Genomic DNA, 17966 nt, shown 5'->3' with positions numbered 1-17966 from the left:
AAATATACTAGCGTACAACTAATTTTAACGATCTTTAACACATTTTAACAAAACAATTACAATTCGTAGATTTCCGCTAGAAAAGTGACAATTGCAAACCCCGACCATTTGTTCTCAAGGGTTGTGCATCTCCGAAGACTGTTCTGCCACCATATTTCCAAGTATCTCGCCGTTCTTCTGCTATAATTTGTTGAATATCAAATTGTGGCTGAAAATCTTTTTCGCTATCCAAGACAATCTGGTGCAACTTGTTAATCGACTTTAATTTTTCACCGTAACCCAGTTTAGATTTTTCAATGCCTTTTTGCAAAATTTGAATACTTTCATCGTAAATGGTTAAAGGAACTGGAAAAGGATGCCCATCTTTCCCGCCATGAGCAAAGGAAAATCGAGCGGGGTCATTGAACCGTGAAGGCGCACCGTGGATTACCTCACTGACTAAAGCCAATGACTGTAACGTACGGGGCCCAACTCCTTTTAAAAGCAATAAGTCTTCAAAATGGCTTGGTTGACTTTCTCGAGCCACGTACAACATCGCTCCTAGCCTCTTCAAGTCAACGTCCGAAGCACGGACATCGTGATGGGATGGCATAATAAGTTTAGCGAAGTCTTGCATCACTTGAGTTGAATCCTCCGCTACGATCGTCATAATACCTGTTCTATTGGCCGCCGCTTCTGCAGCTGTCAAGTTGAGGATAATACCTTGTGAAGGACCACTGATACCCGCATGTGGTTCTTCAACGAACGATTTGACCTTTTCAGAATGCCAATGGTAACGACGGGCAGTTCCATCCTTTTCATGCATACCTTGCTGCACGACCGACCAATTGCCATTATCCGTCACGATAAAATTGTGGAGATATAATTGGTAACCATCCTGAATAGCGGTGTTATCCACTTTAGCAACAAGCTTACTGCTGCGAATCAAGTCGTTGCCATCTAGTCCCATGTCGTTCGAAAGCCGAAGTAGTTCCTGTGGGGTCTGCATGGAAAGCTTGCCTTTACCCCCACAGATATATAGTCCTAAAGATTTCGCATCGGGATTAATAGCGCGTTTTAATGCCCCCATAACAGCCGTTGTGATCCCTGAAGAATGCCAATCCATGCCGAGAACAGCACCAAAGCTTTGAAACCAGCGGGGATCTGCCAGTCTTCTCAAAACCTCGTCTTTACCATAATCCATTAATATTACTTCAACAATGGAGCGACCTAGCAAAGCCATACGTTCGTAAAGCCACGCTGGTACTTTTCCATAGTGTAATGGGAGATCTGCGGTTCCGGATCGTTTCATTTCAAACTAAATATATTAGTACAAATCTATCTCTTTTTTAGATAAAATAAAAACGGCTAGATAGCTTCTAGCCGTTTTTATTTTATGATCAATCTATACACTACATCTGAGCATATAACTTAGGGCGCATCGAAGTAGCGGCACAAGTCACAGCTTCACTACTTACCGGTCAACGCTGACAATAATCCAGCCCGGAACGAAGGATCTTTCTCCGAAAACTCGATCGAATGCTTATAGGTGTCTACATTAAAGAAGAGCTCCGCTGGAGCAGCTTTTTTATTGTCCAAAAATAGTTTAAAGCTGTACGCTGTTTTTTTGGACAAATCAGCATTCACCTTATTGGATGAAAACACATTTGGAAGAATTACATCTTTTGTAAAAGAATCAGTGGTAGCTATTTGAAATAAATCACCTAATGCTTTAATTAAATTGTCAGACTGTTGACCCGACGACGAGATTCTAATCTTACCTTTGGTAAAGCCGACTTCATCACTCGGTTGGCCATCTATTATACCTGCGGGTATAAAATCTACAACCTCAAACTTCGCTCCTACAGTATCCTGTTTGTAAAGAGATTTTGTGATATAAATACGGCTTGAATCCGTTTTAATTTCATCTGTAATACGTAGAAAAAAGTTCTTCTTTTCTGCGCCCGGTGAACCATTCGTAAATTGTTCGATTTTTACACCTTCAATTTTGTTCACCGTTGTTGTATCACTTCCATCAGTTTTCTTTTGATTGGAATTTCCGCAACTAGCCATCAGCACCGTAGCGGTCGCAAGAAATGCTATAGATTGAATCTTGTACATATTGAATTGTTTGTTATCAGTTATTAATGAATATTGCTCTTATAATATTACCATTATTACTGATAACAAACAACTATTAGCAATGTTTTTATTTTATTTCAATAAAGCATCGTATAAAATTTCCACAGGATGATAAGATTTTCTTCCTACACCATCTTTAATCTGATGTCTGCAAGAAGTACCCGCTGCGGCAATTAAAGTACCAGGTTCTGTTTGGCGTATGGTTGGTAATAAAACCAATTCGGCTACTTTCATCGAGATATCATAATGTTCAGCCTCATAACCAAATGATCCTGCCATACCACAACAACCCGAAGGAATTGTTTCTACGCTAAAGTTCGTCGGAAATGATAGGACCTGTTCCGTAACAGTAACGAGATGAAAAGCCTTTTGATAACAGTGGCCATGAAGCTTTACCTTTTTCGTTTCCGACGTAAACTGTTCTGAATGAATTCGTCCCGCTTTCATTTCATTCAACAGAAATTCGTCAATCATCAGCGCATTTTTGGCTATTTTTTGTGCGTCAACACGTAAATCATCATCGACTAAACTTAAATACTCATCTCGAAATGTAATTATCCCGGAGGGTTCAACGCCTAAAAGTGGCGTATCATCCGTAATTAGTCCCTTTAAGAAATGGATATTTTGATTCGCAATCTCCTTTGCTTTTTTCACAAAGCCTTTAGAAAGATAAGTCCGCCCGCTTTGCACATGTTTTGGAATGACTACTTCATACCCCAAGGCAGTCAGCAACTTATATGCGGTAATGCCGATCTCGGCATCATTATATTCGGTAAATTCATCCGAAAAAAGGTAAACCCGACGCTTACTATCACTTGCCACTGCTTGTTTTTTTACCCATTGGGTTAAAGTCGTTCCATTGACTGTAGGTAAGGAACGCTTTGGCGCAAATCCTACTGTTTTTTTGACTACTCCTGACAAGAAATCATTTTTGACCACAAAGTTGTAAATGGGCGCAACCCAAGATCCGAGTTTCTGAGACTGGGTGAAATTAGCGATTAATTTTGTTCTAAATCCCGCACCATGCTCATCATAATAGTGCTGCAAAAATTCGGCTTTCATTTTGGCCACATCCACACTGGAAGGACACTCCGTCTTACAGCCTTTGCAGCTTAAACAGAGATCCATGACCTCTTTGATCTCCTCATGATCGAAACGATTTTTCTTTGGGGAATTCGTTAAAAATTGACGCAACATATTTGCCCGCGCCCGTGTCGTATCTTTTTCATCGCGCGTAGCCATGAATGAAGGGCACATTGTTCCACCGGTAATTTCAGTCTTTCGGCAATCTCCCGAACCAGAACACTTCTCCGCCAACCGAAGAATAGACTCATCTTTAGAAAAATCGAAATAGGTCTTTATTTCTGTTCGGTTGCTATCGTTGTCATAACGTAAATGAGAATCCATTGGCGGCGTGTTGACAATTTTATTTGCATTAAAAACGCCCTGTGGATCAAAGATATATTTTACATCTTCAAGCAATTTGTAGACTTTTTCACCAAGCACTTTGCCGATAAATTCGCCGCGCAGACGACCATCACCGTGCTCACCACTCAGTGAACCGTTATATTTTAATACAAGGTCGCTGGTTTTTTCGAGGATTGAACGAAATGTACGCTTCCCTGCTGCTGTTTTCAAATTCACAAAGGGCTCAATATGTAGTTCCCCGGCTCCCGCGTGCGCATAATAGGATGCATGCACCCCCTCTTCCACCAAAAGTTTTTGGATATCACGCACGTAAGCAGGTAAATCTTCAGGCGACACCGCACAATCTTCAATTAAATTTACAGGTTGACTATCCCCGGGTAAATTGCGAATTAGCCCCAGTCCTGCCTTGCGTACATCCCAAACCAAATTGGTCTGTTCAATACCCGTAATGTAGGGATAAGCATAACCAAGCCCGCGGGCTACAAGGTCCGCTTTCAGAGCCATCGCTTTTGCCTCTGTTTCAGCGGCTGTCTGCCCCCTAAACTCAACAATTAATAAAGCCTGGGGATCACCCTCAATAAAAAAACGATTATACTTATAAGTTGGATGCCCAACCGTAAAATCCATGATGTATTTATCTACCAATTCGGATGCTTCCGGCTTGTGCGCTAAGGCTACCACATTACCGTGCATACACTCTACCATATCCGCAAAATGAACACAAAGTAAGCCTAGTTCCTGCGGTGGTAAGGGCATCAGTTTGAGTTTCGCTTCTGTAACAATAGCCAGCGTTCCTTCGGACCCTGCCAACAAATTACACATATTGAAAGGTGTCGAGCGATCGGCAAGGATATCCAAAGCATAACCGGTATTTCTGCGCGTGATAGATCGTTTTGGATAGCCCGCTTCAATGGCGCTTAAATGCTCGGGGTCTGTCAATAATGCATTCATATTACGGTAGATATCCCCCTCACGACCAGCTAATAATAATTTCTTAAAATAGGCTGCTTCATCAACTGCTTCAAAGGTCACTTCAGAACAGTCGTCCAAAAGTACATTGGCCGAAATCAAATTGTGTCGTGTATCGCCCCAAACAATCGAATGCAGACCCGAAGAGTTATTGCCAATCATTCCACCTACCATAGCACGGCTTGCAGTCGAAGTTTCAGGGCCAAACATCAGTCCGAACGGTTTAAGATAATTATTCAAGTCGTCACGGATCACACCAGGTTGTACCCGAACCCACTGCTCGTCGACATTAAGTTCAAGTATATGGTTAAAATGACGAGAAATATCCATGATAATGCCATTGCCTACTACCTGACCAGCTAAAGAAGTGCCGGCGGTACGTGGTATGATTGTGACACCGTTGTGCCGCGCAAAATCAATTATTTTTTTGATATCATCATGATCGACGGGTATGGCTACGGCCAAGGGTTTTTCTTGATAAACAGATGCATCTGTCGAATAGGCAAGCAACATCGTTTGGTCCTTCGTTTCATGAGTATAATAGAGCTCCCCTTTGAGTTGAGACGCTAATAAGGCTAATTGATTTTGATCTTTCACTTAATCTGCATTTATGTATGAAACAAATTTAGTCAAATTTATCCATCGGAAAAAGAGAAGATTGCAAGAAATACCCAAATCAAAAACAAAAAACGCATAAAAACGCAAAATCAAACAAATTACCATAAAAGTCAATTTTATTTCGTTCCTTCCGACAATGCACGTATTTTTGTGGCGCTACATCATTTAAATTAACGATTCATATCTTATATGCGTAATCTATTCCTTCGCTATACGCTGCATTCTGATTTTATTATATACACCATCCGGGTATTGATTGGCTTCCTTATAGGTTATCCCCTTTTCGTATCTTTTCCCCAATATTCGGTTTCCTGGACACTAATCTCCATTATATTGGTCATTTCACCGCAAGAGAATGAGTCGAAAAAAATAGCCATCGACCGGGCTAAATCCAACTTTATAGGATCAGCAATTGGTCTCAGTCTATATTTCGTTCCCATTTCGCAACTCTATGCCATGATTATCGGTATTGTTGCATCATTGATTACATGCAAGCTACTCAATATTATGGCTGTGGCAAGGACATCCATGGTGGCACTCATTATCGTCTACCTTCACGAACAGCAAAGTCGCTCTTACTTCGCCGCTTTGGATCGCTTTGGCTGTGTGTGCTTAGGTTGTCTGATTGGATTGGGCGTCATCCTGTCAACGAGTAATATTATTCTGAAATTAAGAAAAAGGTACAATTGTTGAGTTATACGCCTACCTGTCTAAAAGGCAATATACTTACCTTCAGTACCATAGCCCAAATGGTCAAGATTTCTTTCTTATAAATAAGAATAAAATTCACTCAAATTTCCGATCACTCAGAATTATATTCAGAATTTTATATACAATTTTGAATTTTATACTTTTTTGCCTACCTTTGCAGTCGAAATGACAAAAGTAGAATATAATTTAGACCAGGTCGACTATAAAATCTTGCGCCTAATGCAGGATAATGGACGGATCAACAATGCTGACATCGCAAGAGAATTAGGCATGGCACCATCGGCGATCCTCGAGCGCGTAAAGAAGCTCGAGCAAAAAGATGTGATTTTAAAGTATAGTGCCAAGATCAATCCTGCCGCGGTCGATCAGAAACTTTTATCGTTTATTTTTATCAAAGCCAATGATATTATTGGCGAACAGGGTGTAGGGTTGGCACTTGCGGAAATCCCTGAAGTTCAAGAGGTACACGACATTGCAGGTGACGATGGTTACCTTATTAAAGTAAGAACTGCGGATTCTACAGGTTTAGTGGATCTCATGCGAAATACCTTAAGTAAAGTGGAAGGTATTATTTCAACGCGGACAACAATTGTACTTCAGACTGTCAAGGAAGATCAGCAGGTTGTCATACCTGAGTAATAGAAAGGAGGTTTAATCATGTTGCAAGGACAAAAAAAGGCTGCTAGCCCATTAATGGTTGTAGTTGCTTATTTCATTATTTATGTGGTATGGGGCTCGACCTTTTTCTTTATAGAAAAAGCGTTGCATAGTTTCCCCCCATTTATTTTGGGTTCGTTTCGATTTGTTGCAGCCAGTGCAATTCTAATGACATATTGTGCTATAAAAGGGTATAGATTATTTAACAAGCGTTCTATTCAAGAGGCCGCAATCGTAGGTTTTTTATTGCTCTTTGTCGATATGGCCGGGGTTATCTGGGCCGAGCAATATGTGTCTGGTGGTGTTGCCGCTATTATTGCCGCAGCCGCTGCAATCTGGTTTATTTTATTGGATAAACCCAAGTGGAAAGAAAACTTTAGCAGCATTAGCACGGTTGCTGGTGTAGCATTAGGTTTCTGTGGTGTTGTGATGCTTTTCGCTGAACAGATCATGGCGACCAATGATCATACAGACGGTACGCTTAAGGTAATTGCCCTATCTATTTTGGTATTGGGTTCTATCGCTTGGACTGTAGGTTCATTGATTTCCAAGTATTTTAAAAAATCCGAAAAAGAAGAAAAAGAGGACCTGCATGTTATGGTGAAGACTGCTTGGCAAATGGTTACCGCAGGTGTTCTCTTTAATATCACGGCGCTATTTACCGGTGAATATGCATCATTTACACTGAGCAGTGTAGCACCTATTGACTGGTTTAACTTGGGGTATTTAATCACATTTGGTTCCATCCTTGCTTTTAGCTCGTATATTTGGTTATTGCAGGTACGTCCAGCAATGGAAGTAAGTACCTATGCTTATGTGAACCCAATTATTGCACTTATATTAAGTCATTTTTTTACTTCGCATGTGGTGACCTCATTGCAAATTGTTGGACTAGCGGTTATTCTATTCTCGGTCCTATTAATGAACTGGAAAGCATATCGTACCAAGCTGTCCTCGCGCAGCAAAAGGAAAAAGATCCTTCAGCAGGAGAATAGTTTAGAGCGTTTGATAGCAGCGGATCCCCAAACGGACAACAAACATATTCCTGAGACGGAATTAGTTCATTAGGTTGTTATTTTTCTAATTATATGGGCAAAGCTTAACGTGTAACAATGTTAAGCTTTTGTTGTTTTTAAAAATTAGCTAACATTGGATAAGATTTGTTCATATATAATTGGCTAACTTTGCGTACTATTTGGTTAAATTAAAAAGAATGAATATTTCGAAGCAAATTGCCTTTATTGGTAGCCTTGGTGTCGCTTCGCTTTTGATGATTACAGGTTGTACAAAACAACTCCATCCAACGCAAAAAGATTTCCAACAATATCATATCAATAGCGATATGCAAGCTGATCCTGCAGTCGTGTCAATCTACGAACCCTTCAAACACAAAATGGAAGCGGAGATGAATCGTGTGATTGGACATGCGGACAAGGCATTGACAAAAGAGAAAACAGCGGAAACATTAATGGGCAATTTTTTTTGTGAAGCCTTGTTGTGGATGAGTGAACACAATGCCCATAACCCCGCGGATTTGGCGTTCGCAACAAAAGGTGGTATCCGAAATGATCTTAAAGCAGGCGATATTACAGTAGGACATATTTTTGAGGTTATGCCCTTTGAGAACACATTGACGATACTCGAGCTCAAAGGTAGTCAGATTCGTCAGCTGGCTGACTATATTGCTACAACACATGGACAACCTATAGCCGGAATGACGTTGACAATTACGGGCAACAAAGCTCAGGACATAAAGATCAAAGGTCAAGCTATTGAAGACAATAAGTTATATAAATTAGTGACCTATGATTATCTTGCCAATGGTGGTGACAACCTCAGCCTGTTGACACAACCTGTATCCCGGGCTAATTATCCGCAACGCATGCGTGAAGGTTTGATTGAATATGTGAGCGAATTAACAAAAGAAGGCAAAAAAGTAAATGCAGAATTAGATGGAAGAATTAAAATCAATTAACCGAAGATCTTTTATCAAGCAAGTTGGTGGATTTTCTGCTGCAGTTGCTTTGGGATCACTTCCTTTTCAAGTCGACGCGAAGAGCAAAAAGGTAAAACTTACAATTTTACATACCAACGATGTTCATAGCCGTATTGAACCGTTTCCAATGGACGGCGGGAAATATCAGGGATTGGCTGGTGTTGCGCGCCGAAGTACACTGATCAATAAAATCCGCAAAGAAGAAGAACATCTTCTATTACTCGATGCAGGCGATATGTTTCAAGGTACCCCCTATTTTAATCTTTTTGGAGGAAAACTTGAACTTGACCTCATGACAAAGTTAGGTTATGATGCCGGGACATTTGGAAATCATGAATTTGACAATGGTCTTGACGGTCTTGTAAAGTACCTGGATCACGCTAAATTTCCGTTCTTAACGGCAAATTACGACTTCAAAGGAACCGTATTGGAGGGCAGAACCCAAGATTATACCATATTCCATAAAGGTGGAATAAAAATAGGCGTGTTTGGACTAGGGGTAGATATTGAGGGATTGGTTGACCCCAATAACTTCAGGGGAATGAAATATTTGGATCCTATTGAAGTTTCCAACAAGGTGGTCCGCACATTGAAAGAAAAACACAAATGTGATTTGGTCATCTGTTTATCGCATTTGGGCTATCAATATGAAAACGACAAGGTGTCGGATCTGATCCTTGCCGCCAAAACCTCAGACATTGATCTCATTATCGGAGGACATACGCACACCTTCTTAAATGAACCAACACTGGTTACAAATTTAAAAGGAACAAAGACCGTTGTGAATCAAGTCGGTTTTGCTGGAATTAATCTAGGACGTATTGACTTTATTATGGAACCAGGGTCTGACAAGAAACAAATGGTCGCAAGTACCTATCAGGTCAATCCGACAATTCCGGAGTCCATGTTGGCATAATATAATCTAATTTTAACAAATGCCAAGTTGACTAATCAATTTGGCATTTTTTTTACCAATACTATAAGAAGACGTATGAAGTAAAAACTTATACGGTCTATACACGCTGATTCGTCATTCAATGAAAAGAATTTTATCGATTTACCTCGACTCCTTTAAGGGACTGTCTCAAGCCGCATGGCTACTTGCCATAGTGATGCTCATTAATAGAATGGGAAGTATGGTGATTCCCTTTCTTGGCCTCTACATGACCCAGGTTCTACATTTTGACATTAAACAGGTCGGTGTGGTATTGATGAGTTATGGATTCGGCTCCGTTTGTGGTTCCTATATTGGTGGCTGGCTGACTGACCGGATTGGCAGCTTCAAGGTTCAGTTCGGAAGTCTGGTATTGGCGGCCCCTTTATTCTTACTGATCCCACATTTCAAAGAGGTACAGTCCTTATCCATCATGATTTTTACGTTAAGCTTAATCTTTGATGCCTTCAGACCTGCAAACTCCGTGTCAGTGGCAAGTTACGCTAAACCCGAAAATATCACGCGCGCCTTTTCATTGAATCGTCTTGCCATAAATCTGGGATTTTCAATCGGCCCGGCGGTGGCTGGATTTTTGGCCACCATCTCATTCAATTGGATCTTTTATGGAAATTCTTTTGCCGTCCTTTGCGCTGCAGTGATTTTCTTTGTCTTTTTTCATAAACGAGAAAAAAGAAGCGATATTAAATCTACAAAAGAGATTACTGCTGAAAACGAATTACCTCAAAAGACACGAAATCCCTATACCGACCTGCCTTTTGTCTTATTCAATATCTTTTGTTGCATTTTCTCATTCTGTTTCTTTCAGTTGATCACAACGTTACCTATTTTCTACCGAGAAGTTCACCATTTGAATGATCACCAAATCGGATTTCTACTCGGCTGGAGTGGATTCGTTATCGTATTACTGGAGATGTTCATTGTCCATATAGCTGAAAAAAGATTCTCGCTTATAAGCACGCTCGTCTTTGGAACATTTTTATGTGCCAGCTCTTATGCCATGTTAAATTTTTCAGGTGGACTCGGGTGGTTATATTTCACATTCTTTATCTTCGGCCTTGGCGAGATGCTGACACTACCATTTATGGCAACGGTTTCTGTTAACCGTTCGACACCTAAAACACAAGGAGCATACATGGGGTTCAATTCGTTGGCATTTTCAGCTGCAAATATATTTTCGCCGCTTTTAGGGACTAGCATTGTCGATTCCTTCGGTTTTACAACCTTATGGTGGGCAACCGCATTAACCTTATCTGCTACGGCGATCGGATTCTACTTGGTTCTGAGATGGATGAAGTAACCTACACTTGAGAAATGAAAAACGGGTGTATGCTCATGTGAGATACACCCGTTTTTCATTAAACATGCCTGAAACCTACCAAATTTTGATACGTTTATCGACCGGAACAAACATTTTGTCGCCGTTCTTTGTATCCCAAGCCTTATGGAAAGCATCTAGGTTAATGATTGGGGCAAAAGCACGGTACTGTGCTGGAGAATGTGGATCAGTTTTTACTTGATTGACCACAAACTCATCGGTAGTTTTCGTTCTCCAAATCGTTGCCCAGGAAAGGAAAAAGCGCTGGTCCTGTGTAAAACCATCTATTAAACCAGGATTTCCCTTATCGTTCAGATAGAGTTGCAATGCATCAAAAGCCACTGATGAGCCACCTAAATCCCCAATATTCTCCCCTAATGTAAAGCGACCGTTCACAAAAACACCTGGTACAGGTTCGTAGGACTCAAACTGACGTACCAAAGCATCAGCTGCTGCTTCAAATTTCGCCTTATCACTGTCGCTCCACCAATTGTTCAGGTTTCCATTCCCATCGTATTTCGCACCCTGGTCGTCAAATCCGTGCGAAAGTTCGTGACCAATTACCGCACCAATACCGCCGAAATTAACTGCAGCATCAGCTTTATAATCATAGAATGGCGGCTGAAGAATCGCTGCTGGAAAGACAATCTCATTAAACAGTGGACTATAGTAAGCGTTCACAGTCTGTGGAGTCATCCCCCATTCAGATTTGTCCACTGGCTTATCTTGTTTCGCCAAATTCTGGTAAAATGCCCATTTACTCGAAGCTAATACATTTTCATACAACGATGTCCCAACATCAAGTTTGCTAAAATCTTTCCATTTATCCGGGTAACCAATTTTAACTTTAAACTTAGTCAGTTTGTCCAATGCCTTTACTTTCGTTTCATCCGACATCCAAGTCAATCCCTTGATATGCTGCCCGAAAGATTTAACGAGGTAGCTTACAAGCTCTTCCGCTTCAGCTTTGGCCTTTGGAGGGAAGTTTTCTTTCACATACAATTTCCCTAATAACTCACCTGCGATCGAATTGACAAATTCCACACCGCGCTTGTCCAGAGCACGCTGCTCCTTTTGTCCTTTTAACTTACGACCCCAGAAATCAAAATACAGATCATTTAACTCCTGTGTAGTATATGACGCTGCATTATTTAAAATATGAAATGTCAATAGCTCTTTGATCACCGGTAGATTTTCAGGGTTGAAAACCCGATCCAAATTTTCGTAATACTTTATTTCCGGTACAATAACAGTATCAGCCTTAAAACCGACATCCTTTAGGTACTTTGCAATATCGACGTTTTTCACAATCTTTTTTAGATCGGCTACAGCGATCGGATTATATCGCCCATTTGCATCGCGTGATTGCTCAACGGTTTTAAGGTTTGCCGCCAGCTGCTTTTCAAAGGCGACAATTTTTGGACCTTTTAAATCCTTCGTAATTTGGCCTGATTTAGCATAAAGTGCAGAAATATAATTTGAATAATCCGTTAACGTTTCTTCGTTCTTCTTATCTTTTACTTGATAATAAGAACGTCCAAGCCCCAGACTTCCTCCGCCGAGGTATACTGTATTAACATCGGAATTTTTAAGATGCGCATATACATAGCCACTAAAAAAAGGATTTCCACCAATCGGTGCTACCTCAACAAGATAGTTGTATAAATCATCAAAATTTTTAATTGCTGCAATTTTAGCAAGATAAGGTTTAACAGGTTCTAAACCAAGTTTATTACGTGTTTTCATATCCACAAATGATTTATACAAATCACCTATCTTCTGATTGTCTGTACCCTTTTGGAATTGTCCAGTTAGCGATTCTTGCAAGACCTTCAACGTAGCAATATCGGTGTTTTCACGCAATTCGTCGAAAGAACCCCAACGTGCTTTATCAGAGGGTATTTTGACTGTTTTCATCCAGTGTCCATTCACAAAATTATAAAAGTCATCTTGAGGACGAACACTCTTGTCCATGTAACTCACATTGATTGCGTTGTTTTGCGCTTGGCCCGCCAATGAGCCGCAGGTCAACAAAGCTGCTAAAAGTAGATTTTTCTTCATATAAAAATTTAGTTTGTCTATCGCTATACACAAACTTAAGCAAAGTTCTTCTATTGTTAATGCAACAATTGGGATTCTAATCGCAACTAAAATTAATGGGGATAATTAAGTCTTGGTTTTATTGCGTGTTGATTTACGTAGTACAAGGATAAAAATCAATAGAAACAGTGCGACACCGGCAATCCAAATCCACGGATTAGCATACCATAACGTCCCATTCGCTTCTTTAAGCTTTTGATTCTCTTCCAGGGTAACCTGTGCTTTCAATAAAAAAACTGAAAAAACAGGACAAACTATTAAAGCAGTCTTTTTCATATTTAATCAATTCATATGAATAGAATACTCTTTTAGCTGTTTTTGTTTGAAGGAATTAAATTATCCTTGTTTGATTTCGCCTAAATAAACCACGTCTTTTAGATCAAAAGGAGTTTCTTGATACACAAAGTAATTCAACCAATTATTGAAAAGAAGATTCGCATGACTTGTCCAGCGCACCAGAGGGCGATTTTCGGGGTTGTCATCAACATAATAATTTGCCGGCTTAGCAATCTCCTGCCCTTTTTCTAAGTCTCTTTTATACTCTTCATCCAGTGTAAAAGGAGCATATTCTGAATGTCCCGTCAAATAAAACTCGCGTCCCCCGCGTGAAGAAACGATAGCAATACCGGCTTCTGGCGATTCTGAAAGAATTTCTAAACCCTCTTTTACCAGGAGATCATCCTTCTCAATTGTTGTATGGCGGCTGTGCGGTATAAAGAACTCATCGTCAAATCCACGGAATAAAGGATGTCTTTTGTTTAACGCAGTGTGCTTAAATACACCAAAAAGTTTTTCCGTTAATGGCTTCTTCTCTACACCATAGAAATGATACAATGCAGCTTGAGACGCCCAACAGATATACAAACTTGATGTTACATGGGTCCTTGCCCAGTCGAAGATGGTCTGAATTTCATCCCAGTAGGTCACTTCCTCAAAAGCAACCATTTCAACTGGAGCCCCCGTAATAATCATTCCGTCGTAGAAATTCTCCTTAACCTCGGTCAAGCTCTTGTAAAACATTTCCAAATGCTCTTCGGGGGTATTCTTTGAAACATGCGTTTCAAGTCGCAAAAATTCCATTTCCACCTGCAAAGGATTATTTGACAGCAAACGAATAAAATCTGTCTCTGTCGTAATTTTAAGCGGCATTAAGTTCAGTACCAAAACACGAAGCGGTCTGATATCCTGCTCATTTGCTCTTAAATCACTCATGACAAATATATTCTCCTTTTTCAACAGCTCAATGGCAGGAAGGTTATTAGGAAGTTTGACCGGCATAGATAATTTCTCCTTATACAATTAGCATGCAAAATTAGCAAGAAAATGCCATAAATGCTAAATGAAACATAAATTATCTTCCATTATATTGTTATAGTCTCCAAGACCAAAAGCTATTCCTTGCTTAAATCCAATAGGGATTTTCTGAATTTCTGCGACCCAAAGTTCATTCCACCTACGTGTTTAATGACCAGCTTACCAGCCTTATCCAAAATAATCGTTGTTGGTATGCTTGTGGTACTCAATTCTTTGGGTAAAGCCGAATTTAATTGATAGACCGGTAGACTATATTTTCTTTTCGCCATAAACTTCCGCGAAGCGCTAAGATTTCCATCGATATCGACAGCCAAAATAACAATAGCATCGTTGCCCTTAAAGTCCTTATAGAGTTGATCCAAGGAAGGCATCTCAGCAAGACATGGTGGACACCATGTCGCCCATAAATTAATAACCACAACTTTTCCTTTGAGCTGGTTTAGGCTCAATATATTGTTTTTACTGTCCCTAAAACTAAGATTGTATCCTTCGGTTCTGCTCTTATTCTCCTCCTCGACCACACAATGCTTGCTTGCTTTAACCAAAAATGGATTGCAAAACAACAAACTAACCAATAAAAGGAGACTATAATTTACTTTTTTTGTCATATAACACTTTAACTAAGCTTAAACATTACCATAACGTTTGTATCCTAATTTGATTGCTTTTATAGCAGAAAATTAATCGAATTTTTTCACGCGTTTTTTTAACGGATTTTTCAGCGGCAATGGAGGTTTAAAATTCGGTGTTAGAATACGAAAGCGAAAAGGTAAGTGTAAAAGATATTACAAACAAATTTAGGGATATGTATATTATATAGTATGAAAATAAGTAAATGAATATGAGCAAAGAGAAATCAATACAAGAAATTGAAATTAACGGCAAAGTTTACCAGTATAGTTCTATTAAAGATCTCCCTCAAGGTAATGTTATGCACCTACCGTTCAGCATCCGGATACTACTGGAAAATGTATTGCGAAACCATGATGGATTCAGTATCACAGACGAGCATGTCAATACCCTGATTCATTGGACTCCACAACCTGTTGACAAAGATATCCCCTTCAAACCGGCCAGAATTTTAATGCAGGATTTCACCGGAGTACCTGCTGTAGTCGATATGGCATCACTACGTGCCGAATTTATCCGTCATGGCAAGGATGGACAAAAAATAAATCCTGCTATCCCGGTGGATCTGGTCATTGATCATTCCGTTCAGGTCGACTACTTTGGTACACAGTACTCGTATGACAAGAATGTCGAGTTGGAATATGAACGCAACCGTGAGCGTTATGAACTCCTTAAATGGGCACAGAAAGGATTAAAAAATTTTACCGTTGTTCCCCCAGGTATGGGTATCTGCCATCAGGTCAACTTGGAATATCTTGCCAAAGGAGTCATTGAACGTGACAATTGGCTTTTTCCTGACACATTAGTAGGGACAGATTCGCATACACCAATGGTCAATGGTATTGGTGTATTAGGTTGGGGAGTTGGTGGTATTGAGGCCGAGGCAGCCATGCTTGGACAACCCATCTTTTTCACCTGCCCCGAGGTTATCGGCCTTAAACTTACGGGCAAAATACCAGCGACATGCACCGCGACGGACATGGTTCTTTCCATCACAAAAATACTTCGTGATACAGGTGTTGTGGGCAAATTTGTTGAAGTATTTGGCGATGGATTGGACAGCCTTTCGGTGACAGATCGTGCGACAATATCCAATATGTCACCAGAATTCGGCTGTACGGTTACCTATTTTCCGATCGATGACCGAACCCTTGAATACATGCATAGCACCAATCGAAGTGCCGAACAGATTAAAATTGTTGAAGATTATTGTAAAAGCAATTTACTTTGGCGGACAGGCAAGGAAGAAATTCAATATTCGTCGGTTGTTGAATTCAATTTATCAAGTCTGGAGCCAACTGTATCCGGCCCTAAGCGACCTCAGGATAAAATTCTTGTGAAAGATCTAAAAACTACATTTTCACATCTCTTGGATAGCGAACACCATCGACAGTATATCCCTGTTCTACAGCGATCGGAATCTGCTTGGCTTGCCGACGGCGGGTCTGGTACGGAGTTTACCTTTGGTAAGGTACCTATTGAACATGATTCACCGCATGAAGTTATCCAAGAGTCTATTCATGCTGTGCGCATCAAGCACAATCATAAAGAATATATTGTCAGTGATGGCAGTATTGCCATTGCCGCCATAACAAGCTGTACCAATACGTCGAACCCTACTGTGATGATCGGCGCAGGATTATTGGCCCGTAACGCTATCGAGCGTGGACTGCGGACCAAATCCTGGGTAAAGACCTCCTTAGCCCCTGGTTCAAAAGTCGTTACACAATACCTTGAAAGATCAGGACTTAGTGCTGATCTCGATGCCCTGCGTTTTCACACGGTGGGTTACGGTTGTACCTCCTGTATTGGAAACTCGGGTCCTCTTCCACCACAAATAGCAGAGGCAGTGGAAAAAGGTGAACTCATTGTCGCATCGGTATTGTCTGGTAACCGAAATTTTGAGGCGCGTGTGCATCCTCAGGTAAAAATGAACTTTTTAATGTCGCCGATGCTTGTTGTTGCCTATGCGTTAGTCGGAAGAGTTGATATTAATCTTTTGGAGGAGCCGCTCGACTACGACCCGAATGGTGAGCCCGTATATCTGAAAGATATTTGGCCGAGCCGCGAGGATATTATGGAAACCGTCAATGCCTGCGTCAAACAATCGGATTTTCAAGAAGTTTATGATGTCATCTTCGATGGTTCAACAGACTGGCAAGAACTTGAAGTGAATCTGGATCAAAATTACCAGTGGGACAACACGTCTACCTACATTAAAGAATCACCTTTTTTTGAAAATTTACAGGCTGTACCAAATCCGATACAAGACATCCAAAATGCAAGGGTGTTACTTTATCTTGGTGATTCGGTTACAACGGATCATATCTCACCTGCAGGGTCATTCAAAGAAGAAACTGCGGCTGGGCAATACCTCAGCGCACATCAGGTAAGTAAAGAAGATTTTAATTCGTATGGATCTAGACGTGGGAACCACGAAGTTATGATGCGTGGAACATTTGCCAATGTGCGTATTAAAAACAAAATTACTGATCGTGAAGGTGGATTTAGCCGTTATTTCCCAAGCAATGAGGTGAAGACGGTATATGAAACCGCAATGGAATATCGAAAAAACAACACTGCACTCATTGTGCTGGCAGGAAAAGAGTATGGTTCGGGCTCCTCAAGAGATTGGGCTGCAAAGGGAACATTCCTGCTCGGCGTACGGGCGGTTATTGCTGAAAGTTTTGAGCGTATTCACCGAAGTAATCTTGTCGGTATGGGGGTAGCACCACTTGTGTTTATCAATGACGAAAATGCAGAGAAATTAGGACTAGATGGAACAGAAGTCTATAGCATCACGGGACTTGCGAACGATTTAACACCCCATAAACTCCTCTCGGTAAAGGCGGTGCATGACAATGGAAAAACAACCACATTTCAAGTGAAAGCAAGACTCGATTCTGCCATTGAAATCGAGTATTTTAAGAATGACGGTATTCTGCAATATGTGCTACGGCAATATTTAAAAAACAACTAATATTCGGCAAATTGAAGAATCGAAATAGCTAAAAAAGTAAAGGGCACTCTATAGAGTGCCCTTTAACAACTATATTAAAACCTACCAGAGTTCTACAATACTTCAGTCTTGCCCCCAGAATTATGTTTTATGGCTATGCCAAATATAGTTGGAAAAAATTACCCTTTTTATC

At 40.5% G+C, this 17966-nt stretch carries 14 protein-coding genes; 7 read left to right on the top strand and 7 right to left on the bottom strand.

Annotated features, from left to right (window positions below):
• Positions 1-76: 76 nt before the first annotated feature.
• The 3 genes from B3H30_RS11195 to B3H30_RS11185 all read right to left on the bottom strand — a co-directional run bounded on the left by B3H30_RS11195 (position 77) and on the right by B3H30_RS11185 (position 5115).
• Positions 77-1291, bottom strand: coding sequence for a DUF763 domain-containing protein (locus B3H30_RS11195; RefSeq protein WP_070564034.1), 1215 nt, complete (start codon positions 1289-1291; stop codon positions 77-79).
• A gap of 158 nt (positions 1292-1449) precedes the next feature.
• Positions 1450-2100, bottom strand: coding sequence for a hypothetical protein (locus B3H30_RS11190; protein WP_046673338.1), 651 nt, complete (start codon positions 2098-2100; stop codon positions 1450-1452).
• 93 nt (positions 2101-2193) lie between these two features.
• Positions 2194-5115: an FAD-binding and (Fe-S)-binding domain-containing protein gene (locus B3H30_RS11185; protein ID WP_070564032.1), complete on the bottom strand. Its 2922-nt coding sequence runs from the start codon at positions 5113-5115 to the stop codon at positions 2194-2196.
• A 210-nt stretch (positions 5116-5325) separates the two neighbouring features.
• On the opposite strand from B3H30_RS11185, the gene B3H30_RS11180 reads away from it, so the two are divergent.
• From B3H30_RS11180 to B3H30_RS11155, 6 genes are all read left to right on the top strand, one after another.
• Positions 5326-5829 (top strand): FUSC family protein, encoded by a 504-nt coding sequence (locus B3H30_RS11180; RefSeq protein WP_046673336.1) that lies wholly within the window; start codon positions 5326-5328, stop codon positions 5827-5829.
• Positions 5830-6012: 183 nt separating this feature from the next.
• Positions 6013-6486: an Lrp/AsnC family transcriptional regulator gene (locus tag B3H30_RS11175; RefSeq protein ID WP_046673335.1), complete on the top strand. Its 474-nt coding sequence runs from the start codon at positions 6013-6015 to the stop codon at positions 6484-6486.
• Between the two features lie 18 nt (positions 6487-6504).
• Complete coding sequence (locus tag B3H30_RS11170; protein WP_070564029.1) at positions 6505-7572, top strand: EamA family transporter; 1068 nt, start codon at positions 6505-6507, stop codon at positions 7570-7572.
• A gap of 145 nt (positions 7573-7717) precedes the next feature.
• Positions 7718-8479: a 5'-nucleotidase C-terminal domain-containing protein gene (locus B3H30_RS11165; RefSeq protein WP_236560201.1), complete on the top strand. Its 762-nt coding sequence runs from the start codon at positions 7718-7720 to the stop codon at positions 8477-8479.
• Positions 8457-9416 (top strand): bifunctional metallophosphatase/5'-nucleotidase, encoded by a 960-nt coding sequence (locus B3H30_RS11160; RefSeq protein WP_046673333.1) that lies wholly within the window; start codon positions 8457-8459, stop codon positions 9414-9416. The genes B3H30_RS11165 and B3H30_RS11160 overlap by 23 nt, the downstream gene beginning before the upstream one ends.
• A gap of 121 nt (positions 9417-9537) precedes the next feature.
• A complete protein-coding gene (locus tag B3H30_RS11155; RefSeq protein WP_070564026.1) occupies positions 9538-10752 on the top strand; it encodes an MFS transporter in 1215 nt (404 codons plus the stop codon).
• 75 nt (positions 10753-10827) lie between these two features.
• Here the strand turns inward: B3H30_RS11155 and B3H30_RS11150 are convergent, their stop codons facing one another.
• From B3H30_RS11150 to B3H30_RS11135, 4 genes are all read right to left on the bottom strand, one after another.
• Positions 10828-12831: a M13 family metallopeptidase gene (locus B3H30_RS11150; protein WP_046673331.1), complete on the bottom strand. Its 2004-nt coding sequence runs from the start codon at positions 12829-12831 to the stop codon at positions 10828-10830.
• A gap of 105 nt (positions 12832-12936) precedes the next feature.
• Positions 12937-13146 (bottom strand): hypothetical protein, encoded by a 210-nt coding sequence (locus tag B3H30_RS11145; RefSeq protein WP_046673330.1) that lies wholly within the window; start codon positions 13144-13146, stop codon positions 12937-12939.
• Between the two features lie 60 nt (positions 13147-13206).
• On the bottom strand, positions 13207-14148 hold the full coding sequence (metA, locus tag B3H30_RS11140; protein ID WP_070564023.1) for a homoserine O-acetyltransferase MetA: 942 nt from the start codon (positions 14146-14148) through the stop codon (positions 13207-13209).
• A 113-nt stretch (positions 14149-14261) separates the two neighbouring features.
• Positions 14262-14792: a TlpA family protein disulfide reductase gene (locus B3H30_RS11135; protein WP_070564020.1), complete on the bottom strand. Its 531-nt coding sequence runs from the start codon at positions 14790-14792 to the stop codon at positions 14262-14264.
• Between the two features lie 233 nt (positions 14793-15025).
• On the opposite strand from B3H30_RS11135, the gene acnA reads away from it, so the two are divergent.
• Positions 15026-17794, top strand: a complete 2769-nt coding sequence (gene acnA / locus B3H30_RS11130; RefSeq protein WP_236560202.1) for an aconitate hydratase AcnA — start codon at positions 15026-15028, stop codon at positions 17792-17794.
• Positions 17795-17966: the final 172 nt, after the last annotated feature.

Source organism: Sphingobacterium sp. UBA7038 (assembly GCF_002494055.1).
GTDB lineage: Bacteria > Bacteroidota > Bacteroidia > Sphingobacteriales > Sphingobacteriaceae > Sphingobacterium > Sphingobacterium multivorum.
This window is presented reverse-complemented; position numbering and strand designations above follow the sequence as displayed.

Bases quoted from the DNA above. Each gene is read 5' to 3' on its own strand.
- B3H30_RS11135 (WP_070564020.1), bottom strand. From the start codon at position 14,792: ATGACAAAAAAAGTAAATTATAGTCTCCTTTTATTGGTTAGTTTGTTG.
- metA (WP_070564023.1), bottom strand. From the start codon at position 14,148: ATGCCGGTCAAACTTCCTAATAACCTTCCTGCCATTGAGCTGTTGAAA.
- B3H30_RS11190 (WP_046673338.1), bottom strand. From the start codon at position 2,100: ATGTACAAGATTCAATCTATAGCATTTCTTGCGACCGCTACGGTGCTG.
- B3H30_RS11175 (WP_046673335.1), top strand. From the start codon at position 6,013: ATGACAAAAGTAGAATATAATTTAGACCAGGTCGACTATAAAATCTTG.
- B3H30_RS11160 (WP_046673333.1), top strand. From the start codon at position 8,457: ATGGAAGAATTAAAATCAATTAACCGAAGATCTTTTATCAAGCAAGTT.
- acnA (WP_236560202.1), top strand. From the start codon at position 15,026: ATGAGCAAAGAGAAATCAATACAAGAAATTGAAATTAACGGCAAAGTT.
- B3H30_RS11150 (WP_046673331.1), bottom strand. From the start codon at position 12,831: ATGAAGAAAAATCTACTTTTAGCAGCTTTGTTGACCTGCGGCTCATTG.
- B3H30_RS11180 (WP_046673336.1), top strand. From the start codon at position 5,326: ATGCGTAATCTATTCCTTCGCTATACGCTGCATTCTGATTTTATTATA.
- B3H30_RS11195 (WP_070564034.1), bottom strand. From the start codon at position 1,291: ATGAAACGATCCGGAACCGCAGATCTCCCATTACACTATGGAAAAGTA.
- B3H30_RS11165 (WP_236560201.1), top strand. From the start codon at position 7,718: ATGAATATTTCGAAGCAAATTGCCTTTATTGGTAGCCTTGGTGTCGCT.
- B3H30_RS11155 (WP_070564026.1), top strand. From the start codon at position 9,538: ATGAAAAGAATTTTATCGATTTACCTCGACTCCTTTAAGGGACTGTCT.
- B3H30_RS11145 (WP_046673330.1), bottom strand. From the start codon at position 13,146: ATGAAAAAGACTGCTTTAATAGTTTGTCCTGTTTTTTCAGTTTTTTTA.
- B3H30_RS11170 (WP_070564029.1), top strand. From the start codon at position 6,505: ATGTTGCAAGGACAAAAAAAGGCTGCTAGCCCATTAATGGTTGTAGTT.